The following is a 14,137-nucleotide window of genomic DNA, read 5'->3' on the forward strand; positions in this document are numbered from 1 at the left end:
TGCACAACGGTGCTCGCGACCGCGTACCCGTGACTGCGACTGCGATCACGACCGCAGCCGGCTGACGGTCCCTGCCAGTCCACCGATCATGGTAGCCGACCGCACACAGTCACATCCCCTCGTCCGACTCGAGACGCTCGCACTGATCGCCGTCGGTGGCTTCGCCGGCTCGAACCTCCGGTACTTCGTCGACGGCGTACTCCCCGCGATTCCCGCCGTGATAGTCGTCAACGCTGCGGGGAGTTTTCTCCTCGGCCTGTTCGCCTACGAGGCGCAGTCTCTCGACCTCCTCGAGCGCCGCACGCGGCTCGTCTTCACGACCGGCTTTCTCTCCTCGCTGACGACCTACAGCACGTTCGCGATCCAAACCGCGCTCGAGGCGGGGCCCGCCGAGCCGCTGTTGCTCGCCGCGATCGTCGTCGCCAACTACGGGCTCGGGTTCGCGGGCGTGCTGGCGAGCCGCGCGCTGGTCCGGCACTTCACCGAGGATACCGAAGCGGCGGTCGACTCCGAGGAAGGTGAGACGGCGTGATCGAAGCGCTCGTCCCGGCAATCGCGATCGACCTCGAGCCGGCCCACGTCGTCGGCACCGGCGGCGCGATCGGCGCCGTCCTCCGCCATCAAGTGTCGCTGCGGCTCTCGAGCGAACGGTTCCCGTGGCCGACGCTCGTAGTGAACGTCCTCGGGAGCTTCGTCTTCGCGCTGGCGATCTTCGCCGGCGCCGGTGACTCTGCGCTCCGATTGCTCGGGACCGGGATCTGCGGCTCGTTTACGACGTTTTCGTCATTTTCCGTCGAAACGGTCCAGCTCTACGAACGCGGCGAGCGGTGGCTCGCAGTTGCCAACGCCGCTGGGAATCTCGTCCTCTCGCTGGCGGGAATCGGCCTCGCGCGGATAGTCGTCGCCGGCACCCCGCTGTGAGACGTGGTGCCGCCGCGGCCGCCGAAACCGCGAGGATCGCGGCGAGCACGCCGTCCCGGTGCGTTTAAGATTGGGAATCGGAATGCTCATCTTCACCGGCATCTCGACGGTCGTACTCGGCCTGTGATCCGGCACGCGAACAGAATATATTTCGGCGTTTCAAAGCGTCTCGAGGCGACTCGAGGCGGCGTCAGCGCCGCGTCGGTCGAGCGTCTGACTGAACTTCAAGTGTCGGGATGTGGCCCTCGACGGTATGGCAGTCGACGCCCCCACCCCCACACCAACGACGACCCCCCAGCAACCCCGACCGTTCGTCGACACGACTGCGACGCGCGAACGGAGGGCAGCCCGATGACGACGCTGACGATTGCGATGACGACGGCGATAACGCTGCTCAAAGTCCTCCGAACCCTCGGAATCGGCACTGAAACGCGGAACCAACGACACCTCACGCAGCGGTTCCGTGGCAGTTTGCGCGAGCGCTTCCGCACGCTCGTGCCGGTCGTCCTCGCACTCGCCGTGATCGGGATCGGCACGATCGTCTACGCGGAACTCGTGTTCGTGCTCCTCGAGTACGCCGAATAACGCGCCGGTGACCCGCTCGTTTTTGACCGACCTCGCCGTCCTACGCCGTCGCCAACTCCTCGAACGCCGCTGCCGCCGTCCGGGTCCCCTTCGAGATCAGCACGTCGCCGCCCTGAATCTCGGCGTCGGCGTCGCCGACGAGCAGCCAGCCGTCCTCGGGACGGCGGATCGCGATGATCGACATCGTCGACTCGGTGTCCGGAACGCCGGCGGCGATCTCGGTCCCGTCGAGGTCGCTCCCTTCGTCGACCGCGACGCGCACGATGATCTCGTCGCTCTCCTCGACCGCCATCTGGACGACCGGGTGAACGTCGATATCGCGCAGCACGCCCTCGCTGATATCGATCGCCGCGTCGCTGATGACCTCCGTGGCGCTGCCGAGGTGAATCAGCCCTCGGAGCGCGACCGGATCGGAGGCGTCCGCGGCCGCCCGCAGCGTCCACGCCTCGAAGCGCGACTCTAAGGCGTCGACCTCGACCTCGAGGTTGCGAACCTCCTCGGCCAGCGCCTCGCTGTCGAAGAGGACGGCGCTGTAGGCCAGATCGACCGCCAGCTCCGAGAGGTTCTTCATGTGGACGATCGTGTCGACGGCCCGCTCTAAGTCCGGGATGTCGGGGACGTCCGCCGACGGGCGCTCGTAGGCGGCGCCGGTCATCGTCTCGCAGACGTCGCCGATCGCGACCTCGGGGCCCCGCAAGAGCGCGACGTCGTTCGCCCGGATGGCGGTCTCGGGACCGGGATTCAGCAGCCACTCGTCACCGCGACGCAGGGCGATCACGCGCACGCCCGTCTCCGACTCGAGGTCGATATCCGCGAGCGTCCGATCCACGTAGACCGAGTCGGGATCGACGACGCCGCGGACGAGCGTTTCGACGGCCTCGGGCAGGGCCGCCCGCATCGCCTCCGGGAGCCCGATATCCTCGAGGACGACCTTCGCAATGTCGCCGGCCGCGTCGCTGATGTCGTCGGCCGCGGTGACGATACCGATGACGGGCGCGAGCTTCTCGGCGTCGTCGGGGCTCCGCGTCGCCATCATCAACCCCATCCGCGCGCGCATCTCGAGGACGTCCATCCGCTCCTCTAGACGAAGCACCTCCGTCGCGATGTCCTCGCTCGAGTGGAGTACCGCGGAGTAGGAGAGATCGATCAGCAGCTCCGCCGTGTCCTTCATCTCGACGAGCACGTCCTTGACGTTGACCGGCTCGTACTCGATCGGTGCCGACGACGTCTCGCCCTCGAGCGGGTCCATACGTCGAACCAGCCTCCCCACCGAAAAAAGCGTTTCCCGCCGGGAAATCCACCCGACGGCTCGCGTGGCGACGTTCTCCGCCCCGAGACGAACCGTGCAACCGATTGTCCCAGCGAGGATCGGCACCCGTCCGGTCAGCGCAGGCGAGGTTCGATAGCCCTCTACTCCCGAACGAACGGAATCGCCGCGGTTGCCTCGGCCCGGTTTCGCTTGTCGCGAATCGCCTCGACGTAGGCCTCGACATCGGCCGCCGAACAGCCGAGCGGTTCGGCAGCCCGCTCGGCGTCCATGTCGAACCAGCCGTACAACACGAAGACGCGCATCTCCGGTTCGGTAAGCAGCGTTCGTTCGCGGAGAACGTCGAGGAGGTCGGCGAACTCGGTCTCCTCGAATCCGTTCGCGAACCGCCGGTACAGCCGATCCTCGACCGCGGAGAGGAGGATCTTTCCCTCCTCCTCGTAGAGCCCGACGTCGACGACCGAGATGAACTCGGTGGGAAACGTTCCGAATCGCCGCTCCGACGAGTTGACGTACCCGAACGTCCGGTCCGGCTCGTCGACCGGCGTCGCCGTCGTCCCGTATCGGAGCCACACCTCCTCGTCGTTACTCACGCCGTCTCACCTCGAGGCGGCGCGACTCGCGACCGCGACGCTCACCCGAGATCGAGACGGGACGCGTCCTCGAGCGGCGTCGTCTCATACCCGGGTGTTGTCACAAATGGGATATAAATATACTTTTTAAATACAAATACGTATGACATAAAGAGAGCGGCTCGCAGCTATTGTGTCAACAACACGCAATGCGAAACTGCGCGTCTGAAGCCGACGGTAGTAGTCGTGCTCTGTTCGATACTCCAATTACGGAAGGCGGTCCGCTGGTGCGTAGCGCGCACGATCGGCCGTGTGGAGTACGACTCTCGGATCGAAACCTTCCGACACGGTTTTGGACGGCCGCACTGAACCCACGAGCAATACCAATGCTCGACCGGACCTACCTACGCGAGAATCCCGACGAGGTGCGCGAGGCCCTCGACAACCGGGGCGCCGACGTCGACCTCGACGAGATCCTCGAGCTCGACGAACGGTGGCGAGAACTGAAGGCCCGCGGCGACGAGCTGCGCCACGAGCGAAACGAGATCACCTCGAAGATCGGCAAGTTAGTCGCCGAGAACAAGGAGGAAGAGCGCGAGGCGGCCATCCAGGAGTCGCGAGAACTCAAGGCCGAGATCGAGGACGTCGAGAGCGAGGCCGACGAGATCCGGGAGGAGCTCAACCAGCGCATGCTCGAGATCCCCAACGTCCCCCACGAGAGCGTGCCGCTGGGGGTCGACGAGCGCCACAACGTCGAGGATCGGCGCTGGGGCTTCGACGACCTGCGCGACGTCCCCGAGGACGTCACGCCCCACTACGAACTCGGCGAGGAGATGGACATCATCGACGAGGAGCGCGCCGCCAAGGTCACCGGCTCCGGCTTCTACTTCCTCAAGGGTGACGGCGCACGTCTCGAGCACGCCCTGATCCAGTTCATGCTGGACGTCCACCGCGAACAGGGCTACGTCGATATCTTCCCGCCGATCCCGATCAAAAGCGCGTCGATGCGCGGCACCGGCCAACTGCCGAAGTTCGCCGACGACGCCTACCGCCTCGGCGGCAGCAACGAGGAGGAGTACGACGAGGAGGATCTCTGGCTCTGTCCGACCGCCGAAGTGCCGGTCACCAACATGTACGCCAACGACATCCTCCTGCAGGACGACCTCCCGCTGAAACACCAGGCGTACACGCCCAACTTCCGCCGCGAAGCCGGCGAACACGGCACCGAAACCCGGGGTATCGTCCGCGTCCACCAGTTCAACAAGGTCGAACTGGTCAACTTCGTCGAACCCGAGAACAGCTACGACCGCCTCGAGGAACTGCTCCGGGAAGCCGAAGAGGTCCTGCGACGGCTGGAGCTTCCCTATCGCGTGCTCGAACTCTGCACCGGCGACCTCGGATTCAAGGCCACGAAGCAGATCGACCTCGAGGTGTGGGCGCCCGCCGACGACATGGAAGACGGGCCCGAACAGGGCGGCCGCTGGCTCGAGGTCTCAACCGCCTCGAACTTCGAGGACTTCCAGGCGCGCCGCTCGGGCCTGCGCTACCGGCCCGAGCGCCACGAGTCGGCCGAGTACCTCCACACCCTGAACGCGTCGGGACTCGCCATCCCGCGCGTGATGGTCGCTATCCTCGAGTACTACCAGAACGAGGACGGGACCGTCACGATCCCCGAACCGCTCCGACCGTACATGGGCGGCCAGGAGCTCATCGAGGGCCACGAGAAGGTCGGCGAGGCCGCGCTCGGCGCCGGCGAGCGCGAGTAGCGAGGACGATACGAGTACCGCCGCGATCCCGATCGCTCGACACCTGGTTCGTTCGTCCCGATTCGGGCGCCTCGATCCGTGTTACGTATCGCTGAAATTCAGCTTTCGACTACCGTTTGAAATTCATTACCGTACTCCGAATACGACCGTCTCTCCGGGGAGAAATACACGCTATGTGTACTTTCTTTCGTCTGTCGAATGGACTTATTAATCACAGTGTAATAAGTTGACTTGCAAGCCAGTCGCCAGGGGCTTGCCGTACGCGTGAACGTATCGTCGATGGCTGGCCTGATTCACCAGCCATTTTCGCCAGGGAAACCGACGAGAGCCGCGGGTCTGGATCTGTTCTCGAGTCCTCGGTAGTGTCGTGTGGCGCTACAACGCAGCAACGGACGGACGACGGGCTACGCAGTGAGACGCTCGAGCGGGGCAAAAATCGAAACGCGAAAACCGAAACCGCGAACGGCGAGTCGCGACGCCGCTTAGATGTAGTCGATGTGTTCGGGCAGTTCGAGCTTCATGCCCTTGCGTTCGCGGATCTCCATGATCTTCTCGCGCTGGAGCGAGTCGGACATGACCTCGAAGCCGGCGTTTTCGGTGTTCCAGGACGCACGACCTTCGGTCGCGGAGCGGATGTCCGACGCGAAGCCGATCATCTCGCCGACGGGCGCGATACCCTCGACGACCATGAGGTCACCCTCCTGGTACATGTCGTCGACGCGGCCACGACGGCCCTGAATCTCACCCGAGGCGGCGCCCATGTGGTCGTTGGGCACGTCGATGCGGACGTCCTGCATCGGCTCGAGCATCTTGATCTTGCCGTCGATCAGGGCGTTGTGGACCGCTTCGCGGACCGCAGGGATGACCTGGGCCGGACCGCGGTGGATGGTGTCCTCGTGGAGGCGGGCGTCGTGCAGGCGGATGAGGGTCCCCTGGACCGGCTCGTTCGCGAGCGGACCGTTGTCCAGGGCCTCCTCGAGCCCTTCGACGACCAGTTCCATCGTCTCGTTCAGGTGCTGGATACCCTTCGTGTCGTCGATGAGGATGTTCGTCCCGTGGATCGTCTCGACGTTCTGGGACGTGTCCTTGTCCATGCCGGCCTCCTGCAGGGCCTCGCGGCGTTCCTGCTCGGGCATGTCCATCGACGCCTCGCCGAGCTGGATCGTCTCGACGAGTTCGTCGTTCATCGGTTCGATGGAGATGTAGAAACGGTTGTGGCGGTTCGGCGAGATACCCTCGACTTCCGCGCTTGCCTCCTGGGGCTGCTCGCGGTAGACGACGATCGGTTCACCGGTGTTGACCGGAATGCCCTGGTTCTTCTCGATACGCTGGGTGATGACCTCGAGGTGAAGCTCACCCTGCCCGGAGATCAGGTGCTCGCCGGTGTCCTCGTTGATGTTGATCTGGATCGTCGGGTCCTCCTTGGAGACCTGGCGCAGCGTCTCGATCAGCTTCGGCAGGTCGTCCATGTTCTGGGCCTCGACGGACTTCGTAATGACCGGCTCCGAGATGTGCTCGATCGACTCGAACGGCGTCATCTCGACGCTCGAGACGGTCGAGCCGGCGATGGCGTCCTTGAGGCCGGTGAGGGCGGCGATGTTCCCCGCCGGTACCTCGTCGACTTCCTCGCGTTCACCGCCCATGAAGATCCCGACGGACTGGACGCGGTTCTTGCCCGCGGTCCCGGAGACGTACAGCTCCTGACCTTTCTCGAGGGTGCCCGAGAAAACGCGGCCCGACGCGATTTCGCCCGCGTGGGGGTCCATCGAGATGTCGGTGACCATGAAGACGACCTCGCCGTCCTCGTCGACCAGGCGCATGCCCTCCGCGAGTTCGGTCTCGTCGTCGCCGCGCCAGATGCGCGGGATACGGCGGGGCTGTGCGTCGACCGGGTTCGGGAAGTGCTCACAGACCATGTCGAGCACGACGTCCGACAGCGGCGTCTTCTCGTGGAGTTTCTGGCGCTCGTCGTTGCGCTCGAGTTCCATGATCTCGGCGAAGTCCATGCCGGTGCGCTGCATCGACGGCATCGAGACGCCCCACTTGTACAGTGCGGAACCGAAGCCGACGGTACCGTCCTCGACGGAGACGGTCCAGTCGTCGATGTCGTCCATGTCCTCGGTCATGCCGCGGATGAGCTCGTTGACGTCGCGGATGACCGACAGGAGTCGCTCCTGCATCTCCTCGGGTCCTTCCTGCAGCTCGGAGATCAGGCGGTCGACCTTGTTGATGAACAGGGTCGGCTTGACGCCCTCGCGCAGCGCCTGTCGGAGGACGGTCTCGGTCTGGGGCATCGCGCCCTCGACGGCGTCGACGACGACCAGCGCACCGTCGACGGCGCGCATCGCACGGGTCACGTCGCCACCGAAGTCGACGTGGCCCGGCGTGTCGATGAGGTTGATGAGGTGGTTCTCGCCCTCGTACTCGTGGGTCATCGACACGTTTGCTGCGTCGATGGTAATCCCACGTTCCTGCTCGTCCTCCTCCGTGTCCATCGCCAGCTGCTCGCCGGCGGTCTCGTCGGAGATCATGCCGGCACCAGCCAGCAGGTTGTCCGAAAGGGTCGTTTTTCCGTGGTCGACGTGAGCGGCGATGGCGATGTTCCGGATGTTCTCCGGTTCGTCCATCAGCCGTTCACACTCTTGGACGATCTTCTTGCGTCGGCCCATATACCCCCCATTACCGCCAGCGGGGTCAAAAGGGTAGTGTTTCGTCGGCGCCGGAATCCGCCGCGTTTCCCGGCCGGCCGGCGTGAATATCCAGTTTGCGTGAGTGAATACCACGCAACGATTGCCCGGCCGCGAGGGGCCCTCTGCCCCCGAGGCACGGTCGGTCGCCGTCAGCGAGACCGGGCGTAAGAGACATACAGCAACAGCCCTTGGTATCGGTACGCATGGATATACGAGTACAGGGATCCGGTCCGACCGCACCCTTTCTCAGTGCCCGCGACCTCTTCGAGACGGAACACGACCTCACCCTCCCGGTCCACGTCCGACTCCGCGACGATCCCGACGAGCGGACCTGGGCCGGCCACTACGACGATCGCCACGTCCTGAACATCTCCCGGCAGGCCGCCTCGAGCGCGATGGCGCGCGAACTCGCCCTCCACGAGTTCGCCCACATGGCTCGCCACGAGGAGGACCACCCCTCCCACACCCAGTCCACCGAGGAAGTGCTCTACCTCGCGCTGGCCGGCAAGAGCGTCGAACGGCGCAAGCTCTCGCACTGCTATCAGATCGCCAACCACATGAAAGACATCTACGCCGACGACATCACGCTCGCCGTCGGCCCCGGCGAGAAACTCCTCTCGTACCTCGAGTCGAGCCTGGCCGCCGCCGTCGCGGACCGGCCCGACACGCCGCTTCGGCCGGGACTCCAACGACTGTCCGCCAGCGCGGATCCCGAGATCACGGCGGTCAACGCGGCCTTCGCGCTCGCGCTCGGCGAGCGCCACGGCCTCATCGACGACGACCACCGGCTGTACGACCTCGCGCACGCGGCCGCGCTCGACGCTCCCGAGGTCGACTTCGAGGGGTTCAAGCGCCGCTTCCGGGAACTCGCCCGCGAACCCGACTCGAGTTCCTACCGGCAGGTGCTCGTCGACGCGACGCGGTCGTACGTCGACGGCGGCGGTAACGGCGGAATGGCTGCCGACTAAGCGACGCCGGACGGGACGGGGACAGAACGGATACGGACTCGAGTTCCGTTTTCTCGAGTGACCTGCCGCCTCGCACACCAACAGAAGACGAAATCGACGCCGGCGTCGCCACTGCGAACGAAATCGATGCCGAGAAACGAATAGAGAACCGCTATAGGGCGGTTAGCGTGCAGCCGCCGCGACGCGCTCTTTCTCTTCCTTCTGGCTGACCGCGTAGGTCTGGACGTCGTAGTTGGCCGCGCCGATGAGCTGGCTGGCGATGGCCTCCTCGACGGGCGTCGCCGTCTTGAACGAGTCGTTGTAGACGCCTTCGGCGAGGAACTTCAGGGCCTGGTCGACGCGTCGCTGGGGGGCGACGTCGACGGCCTTCGGGACCGAGATGCCGCCGTACTTCAGGCGGACGGTCTCCTCGCGCGGAGCCGCGTTCTCGACGGCGGTGACCAGCACCTGAATCGGGTTCTCCTCGGTGCGCTCGTGGATGATGTCGAACGCCTCGCGGACGTAGTTGAGCGTCTTCTGCTTCTTGCCCGTGTTCTCCTCGGTCTGCATGAGACGGTTGATGAACCGCTCGACGATGGAGATCTGGGACTTCTTGAACTGCTTGCTGGCGTGGCGACCGGCGGTGTGTGCGACCGGGGTCACCGTGATGTAGCGCTCGGTCGAGGGGTCGGCGTACTCGATTTCGCCGAGTTCCCACTCACCGAACAGCTTCGCCGACACGTCTGCGCCGCCCGCAGGGGCGTCCGGATCGGGTTGGTCTTCGACAGCCATGGTTAGCGCACCGGTTTCTCCGCGTTACCGCGAACGAGTTCCTTCAGTGCGACGCCGTTGACCTTGTCAACCTTGTAGTTGACACCGGAGAGGTCACCCATCGCGCGACCCTTTGCGCCACCGATCCCGGCGATGGTGACTTCGTCGTGTTCGTCGATGAACGAGATGGCGCCGTCACCGGGGCAGAACGCGGTGACCTGCTTCCCGTTCTTGATCAGCTGCACTCGAACGCACTTTCGGATCGCCGAGTTGGGCTGCTTGGCCTCGATGCCGACCTTCTCCAGAACGATGCCTCGACCCTGGGGCGCTCCCTCGAGGGGGTCGGACTTCTCGCGAAGTCCACGGGCGCGGCGCGCGTAGTCCGAGTCGGACCACCGCTGCTCCTGGCGGTCCTTCTTGAGCTTGCGCGCGGCGTACTTGCCGTTTGCCATAGTACCCGTCGCTATCCGACGAAGGCACTTAAACGGCCCGTTTCGAATCGGCGTTACGCCTCGAGAGCGCTCGATCGGGGTCGACGAAGGAATCTGAGCGCGTTTCGGCTCCGGATAACAGCTCTCGGGCGGTCCGCTACGGTTTTCCCTCCGTCCTTCTGCGCCAGTGACAAGTGCCGATTCCGATCCGTCTCCGTCCTCGAGCGCTCTCACCTCGCCGTCCGACCGCGAAACGGCGGTTCGAATCGGCGGTATCAGATCGTATAATTAACTAGCCGTTTTAGTTAAATGAGTTGCATTCTGTACCCGTCATGGCGACGATTAATACGGTACTTGTCACTACCTCGTGGCTCGGACGGCTCCTCGGGCTCGCGGACGAAGGGGCCGAATCGGACGAACCGCCGGCGGTCGACGATCGAACCGGGTTCGAGGGATCGCTCGAGGGATCGGAAGTAATCGGTCGAAGCCCCCAGTCGTACGTCGCCGCGGGTGACTCCATCTCGTCGTTCGTGGGGAAAGAGGTCTCGAACAAGCTCGCGAAATACGGGCTCGAGGACATCGATCCCGAGGAGTGGTACCCGCTAGAGATTCCGCTGGCCATGCTGTACGATATGCGCGACGAGTACGGCGGCGTCAGAATGCGGAATATGGGCCAGAACGTCCCCGAGCACGTCAAGTTTCCCCCGGAGCTGTCCGAGGTCGACGACGCGTTGCATGCGATCGATCGAGCGTACCACCAGAACCACCGCGGCGGCGACCTCGGCTCGTACGAGTTCCACCAGGAGGGGCCGAACGAGGGGCGGATGGTCTGCGAGAACCCCTACCCCTGCGAGTTCGATAAGGGCCTCATCAAGGGCGTCGCCAGGAAGTTCGCCGACAATCCCGTCAAGGTCGAGGAGGTCGGCGACCACTGTCGCTCGGACGGCGACGCCCGCTGCGAGTATCGCGTCGACTGGATCTGATCGGAGCGGTCCGTTCGTTACGGCCTATCGAACGACTCGAACAGTTCGGACGACGCGGAGCCGTCGCGTCCGTCAGTACGGGTACTCGCGGGGCTCGCGCTGGACCGAAATCCACTTCACCGTCGTCAAGGTCTCTAAGATCCACTCGTCGTTGTACCGTCCCATCCCCGACGCGCCGACGCCGCCGAAGGCGACGTGCGGTTCGTCGTTCAGCGGCTGATCGTTGATGTGAACCATCCCCGTCTCCATCGCGTCGGCCACGTCGCGCGCTCGAGCCACGTCCGTCGAGTGCACCGATCCCGACAGGCCGTACTCGGTGTCGTTGGCGAGCCGAACCGCTTCGTCGTCGGTCTCGAAGGGGATGACCGGCGCGACCGGCCCGAAGTGCTCGTTACACGCCGCCGGCATGTCGTTGGTCACGCCCGAGAGCACCGTGGGCTCGACGAACAGGCCGTCGTGACCCCCGCCGGCTTCGACCGTCGCGCCGCGGTCGATCGACTCCTCGACGAACCCGACGATCTTGTCGCGCTGACTCTCGTTGATGACCGGGCCGACGAGCGCCCCCTCCGCGAGCGGGTCGCCGATGGGGAGCTGCTCGGCGCGGTCGGCCAGCCCCGCCACGTACTCGTCGTACAGCGATTCGTGGACCAGGTGGCGGTTGATCGAGATGCACTCCTGACCCTGGTGGGTGAACGAGCCGAACGCGCCGGCGTCGATCGCGCGCTCCAGGTCGGCGTCCTCGAGCACGATGTGGGCGTTGTTCCCGCCGAGTTCGAGCGCGGGTTCCGTGTACGAGCCGACGGCGCGCTGGCCGACGCCGCGGCCGACTTCGGAGGAGCCGGTAAAGGACATCACCGACGGCACCTCGTGTCCCGAGAAGTGGTCGCCGATCTCGTGGCCGTAACCGGGGACGACGTTCAGCACGCCCTCGGGCAGCCCGGCTTCCTCGAAGACCTTCGCGAGCACGAGCCCGCCCGTCAGCGGAGTATGTTCGTCTGGCTTCAAGACGACGCTGTTGCCCAGCGCGATGGCGGGCGCGACGACGCGACTCGAGAGGTACAGCGGGAAGTTCCACGGCGTGATCACGCCGACGACGCCGGCCGGTTCGCGCACGAGCAGGTTCTCCTTGCCGGGCGTGACCGAGTCCTTGCGACGGCCGCCGTCGCGCATCGCCAGCCCGGCGCCGACCTCCATCGTCCCCTGCGCGAGTTGCGTCTCGAAGCCGGCTTTCAGTTGCACGCCGCCGCACTCGAGCGCGAACAGCGTCTCGAGGTCGTCGGCGTACTCGCCGAGCAGTTCGCAGGCCTCGGTCACGATCGCGGCCCGCTCCTGGGGAGGCCGCTTCGCCCAGGCCGTCTGGGCGTCGTCCGCGATCGCGTACGCCTCGTCGACGTCGGCCTCGGTTCCCGAGGGCACCCTCGTCAGGGTCGTCCGCGTCGCGGGGTCCTCGACCTCGATCGAGTCTCGGTCCCCGCCGGGGACCCACTCCCCGTCGAGGTACAGGGCGTTCCACCCGCGTTCCGGCGCGATGTCGAGCGCGTCCACGTCCACGTCTCGCGGTCCAACAGTCACGTCGATCGTATCCGTCATACGGCCCCGTACTGGCCGTCCGCGCTTATTGGTTTGGTGACGAAAATCAGGTCTGATAACGATCTCCCGGACTCGACCGAGCGGATCGACGGCGCGCTCGAGGGGCCGATTCCCGGAATCCGACGGCGTTTCGGGGCCGGCGTTACCGGCGGAGCGCGGGGTAGCGCGTCTCGACGGGCGGAAGATTCCCGAACGGGTTCCCGGTAGTTGCAAACGGTGTGGACGAGTGGAGGCGGGTTACCACGGGCTGGGAACCGGATTCGATTTTTACGCGTCCGTTCGGGGAAGCGTCCGACATGGCAGCGAATACCGACGCCGTCGACCCGTTTCGGGCGATCGAGCTGCCCGACGGGAGCGATCCCGTCTCGAAGGGGATCGTTCGCCGGATTCGGTCCGCCGACGGCACGATCACGGTCGAGGTCGCGATCGACGGGCTCGGCGAGGACCTCGCGGAGCGCATCGTCGAACAGATCCGCGGCGCGGCGCTGGCGCTGCCCGACGCCGATCACGTCCGGATCCGGCCGGTCCGGGACGCCGACAAAGACATCGACCTGCCGTCGGTCGATCACGTCCTCGCGGTCGCGAGCGCGAAGGGTGGCGTGGGGAAGACGACCGTCGCGGTCGCGCTCGCCCGGACGCTCTCGGTCCGGGGCCACGACGTCGGGCTGTTCGACGCCGACATTTACGGCCCGAACGTTCCCCACTTGCTCTCGGACGTCGAGGGGCCGGTGCTGACGAACGACCACGGGCAGCCGGTGCCCCTCGAGACCGACGACGGACTACAGGTGCTCAGTCCGGGCGTGGTCGGCGGCGAGGCCCCGACCGCCCGGCGGGGTGCGATCGCCTACGGCGCGGTCGAGAACCTGCTCGGACAGGGCGCCTGGGACGATCGAGACGTCCTCATCATCGACATGCCCGCGGGCACGGACGACGTCGCGGGCGCGGCGCTGGAACACGTGCCGGTCGACGGCGCCGTCTTCGTGACGACGCCGTTCGACGCGAGCGTCGACGACACCCACAGGACCGTCGACCTGTTCGAGGAGCACGGCGTCGCGCCGGTCGCCGCCGTCGTGAACATGAACGGCTTCGACTGCGAGTGCTGCGGGGCGCGCAACCGGCTGTTCGAGGATCCCGTCGACCTCGAGGTCCCGGCGGTTCACGAACTCCCGTTCGATCGGGACTTCCAGTCCGATCCGGGCGGCGAGGACGCGCCTGCAGAGATCACGGCACTGGCCGACGGCGTCGAGAGCTTCGTCGACGACGTCCTCGAGGCGGTCCCGGAGGGAACGCTCGATCTCCGGGGCCTGCCGCCGGCCAGCCAGGTGCGGCAGTTGAGCGACGAACTGGCGGCAGTCGAGGACGGTGCCACCGTCAGCGCGGTGGTCGAAGATCCGACGCAGGTTCGCGACGCCGTGCGAGCGGACGCAGCCCCGCTGCTCGCGGCAACCGAACGCAAGGGCCTGAACACTACCGGCGGGTTGCTCGAGCTAACCCGGGCCTGAGACCGGGCCCTGCCGGCTCGACTGGACTCGAGCGCTCGTCGGCCCATCACGTGTTTCTCCGGGTAGATTCGGAATCGCAGCGCCACACCGCTCGGTAGACGAGTATCGCGTC

General features: G+C 65.8%; 13 protein-coding genes. 7 read left to right on the forward strand and 6 right to left on the reverse strand.

Features of this window, described 5'->3' with window-relative positions; all coding sequences use genetic code 11:
- The first annotated feature begins 88 nt into the window (after positions 1-88).
- The 3 genes from ATJ93_RS14685 (at position 89) to ATJ93_RS14695 (ending at position 1,506) form a co-directional block, all read left to right on the forward strand.
- Positions 89-532 carry a fluoride efflux transporter FluC gene (locus ATJ93_RS14685; RefSeq protein ID WP_120245412.1) on the forward strand — a complete coding sequence of 148 codons (444 nt, stop codon included), beginning with the start codon at positions 89-91 and terminating at the stop codon, positions 530-532.
- The gene (locus tag ATJ93_RS14690; protein WP_120245413.1) at positions 529-921 is read left to right on the forward strand and encodes a fluoride efflux transporter FluC; all 393 of its coding nucleotides are present in this window, start codon (positions 529-531) and stop codon (positions 919-921) included. The genes ATJ93_RS14685 and ATJ93_RS14690 overlap by 4 nt, the downstream gene beginning before the upstream one ends.
- A gap of 351 nt (positions 922-1,272) precedes the next feature.
- A complete protein-coding gene (locus tag ATJ93_RS14695; protein WP_120245414.1) occupies positions 1,273-1,506 on the forward strand; it encodes a hypothetical protein in 234 nt (77 codons plus the stop codon).
- Positions 1,507-1,546: 40 nt separating this feature from the next.
- Here ATJ93_RS14695 and ATJ93_RS14700 read toward each other — a convergent pair whose 3' ends face one another.
- Positions 1,547-2,755: a potassium channel family protein gene (locus ATJ93_RS14700; RefSeq protein ID WP_120245415.1), complete on the reverse strand. Its 1,209-nt coding sequence runs from the start codon at positions 2,753-2,755 to the stop codon at positions 1,547-1,549.
- A 161-nt stretch (positions 2,756-2,916) separates the two neighbouring features.
- Positions 2,917-3,366 (reverse strand): hypothetical protein, encoded by a 450-nt coding sequence (locus ATJ93_RS14705; RefSeq protein WP_120245416.1) that lies wholly within the window; start codon positions 3,364-3,366, stop codon positions 2,917-2,919.
- 365 nt (positions 3,367-3,731) lie between these two features.
- Between ATJ93_RS14705 and serS the strand changes: the two genes are divergently transcribed.
- Complete coding sequence (gene serS / locus ATJ93_RS14710; RefSeq protein ID WP_120245417.1) at positions 3,732-5,111, forward strand: serine--tRNA ligase; 1,380 nt, start codon at positions 3,732-3,734, stop codon at positions 5,109-5,111.
- 482 nt (positions 5,112-5,593) lie between these two features.
- Here the strand turns inward: serS and ATJ93_RS14715 are convergent, their stop codons facing one another.
- Positions 5,594-7,780: an elongation factor EF-2 gene (locus ATJ93_RS14715; protein WP_120245418.1), complete on the reverse strand. Its 2,187-nt coding sequence runs from the start codon at positions 7,778-7,780 to the stop codon at positions 5,594-5,596.
- 224 nt (positions 7,781-8,004) lie between these two features.
- On the opposite strand from ATJ93_RS14715, the gene ATJ93_RS14720 reads away from it, so the two are divergent.
- The gene (locus ATJ93_RS14720; protein ID WP_120245419.1) at positions 8,005-8,769 is read left to right on the forward strand and encodes a DUF5781 family protein; all 765 of its coding nucleotides are present in this window, start codon (positions 8,005-8,007) and stop codon (positions 8,767-8,769) included.
- Positions 8,770-8,931: 162 nt separating this feature from the next.
- Here the strand turns inward: ATJ93_RS14720 and ATJ93_RS14725 are convergent, their stop codons facing one another.
- Together ATJ93_RS14725 and ATJ93_RS14730 are read right to left on the reverse strand one after the other, a co-directional pair.
- Positions 8,932-9,540, reverse strand: a complete 609-nt coding sequence (locus ATJ93_RS14725; protein WP_120245420.1) for a 30S ribosomal protein S7 — start codon at positions 9,538-9,540, stop codon at positions 8,932-8,934.
- A 2-nt stretch (positions 9,541-9,542) separates the two neighbouring features.
- Positions 9,543-9,971 carry a 30S ribosomal protein S12 gene (locus tag ATJ93_RS14730; RefSeq protein ID WP_006671958.1) on the reverse strand — a complete coding sequence of 143 codons (429 nt, stop codon included), beginning with the start codon at positions 9,969-9,971 and terminating at the stop codon, positions 9,543-9,545.
- 311 nt (positions 9,972-10,282) lie between these two features.
- Here ATJ93_RS14730 and ATJ93_RS14735 point away from each other — a divergent pair, with 311 nt between their 5' ends.
- On the forward strand, positions 10,283-10,933 hold the full coding sequence (locus ATJ93_RS14735) for a 4-vinyl reductase (protein ID WP_120245421.1): 651 nt from the start codon (positions 10,283-10,285) through the stop codon (positions 10,931-10,933).
- Positions 10,934-11,005: 72 nt separating this feature from the next.
- Here ATJ93_RS14735 and ATJ93_RS14740 read toward each other — a convergent pair whose 3' ends face one another.
- Positions 11,006-12,523, reverse strand: a complete 1,518-nt coding sequence (locus tag ATJ93_RS14740; protein ID WP_120245422.1) for an aldehyde dehydrogenase family protein — start codon at positions 12,521-12,523, stop codon at positions 11,006-11,008.
- 296 nt (positions 12,524-12,819) lie between these two features.
- Here ATJ93_RS14740 and ATJ93_RS14745 point away from each other — a divergent pair, with 296 nt between their 5' ends.
- Positions 12,820-14,025: a P-loop NTPase gene (locus tag ATJ93_RS14745; RefSeq protein ID WP_120245423.1), complete on the forward strand. Its 1,206-nt coding sequence runs from the start codon at positions 12,820-12,822 to the stop codon at positions 14,023-14,025.
- The last annotated feature ends 112 nt before the right edge of the window (positions 14,026-14,137 follow it).

The sequence above is a fragment of the Halopiger aswanensis genome (assembly GCF_003610195.1).
GTDB lineage: Archaea > Halobacteriota > Halobacteria > Halobacteriales > Natrialbaceae > Halopiger > Halopiger aswanensis.

Excerpts from the sequence above, each read along its gene's own strand:
- ATJ93_RS14740 (WP_120245422.1), bottom strand. The coding sequence starts at position 12,523 with ATGACGGATACGATCGACGTGACTGTTGGACCGCGAGACGTGGACGTG.
- ATJ93_RS14685 (WP_120245412.1), top strand. The coding sequence starts at position 89 with ATGGTAGCCGACCGCACACAGTCACATCCCCTCGTCCGACTCGAGACG.
- ATJ93_RS14725 (WP_120245420.1), bottom strand. The coding sequence starts at position 9,540 with ATGGCTGTCGAAGACCAACCCGATCCGGACGCCCCTGCGGGCGGCGCA.
- ATJ93_RS14715 (WP_120245418.1), bottom strand. The coding sequence starts at position 7,780 with ATGGGCCGACGCAAGAAGATCGTCCAAGAGTGTGAACGGCTGATGGAC.
- ATJ93_RS14695 (WP_120245414.1), top strand. The coding sequence starts at position 1,273 with ATGACGACGCTGACGATTGCGATGACGACGGCGATAACGCTGCTCAAA.
- ATJ93_RS14720 (WP_120245419.1), top strand. The coding sequence starts at position 8,005 with ATGGATATACGAGTACAGGGATCCGGTCCGACCGCACCCTTTCTCAGT.
- ATJ93_RS14745 (WP_120245423.1), top strand. The coding sequence starts at position 12,820 with ATGGCAGCGAATACCGACGCCGTCGACCCGTTTCGGGCGATCGAGCTG.
- ATJ93_RS14700 (WP_120245415.1), bottom strand. The coding sequence starts at position 2,755 with ATGGACCCGCTCGAGGGCGAGACGTCGTCGGCACCGATCGAGTACGAG.
- ATJ93_RS14730 (WP_006671958.1), bottom strand. The coding sequence starts at position 9,971 with ATGGCAAACGGCAAGTACGCCGCGCGCAAGCTCAAGAAGGACCGCCAG.
- serS (WP_120245417.1), top strand. The coding sequence starts at position 3,732 with ATGCTCGACCGGACCTACCTACGCGAGAATCCCGACGAGGTGCGCGAG.
- ATJ93_RS14735 (WP_120245421.1), top strand. The coding sequence starts at position 10,283 with ATGGCGACGATTAATACGGTACTTGTCACTACCTCGTGGCTCGGACGG.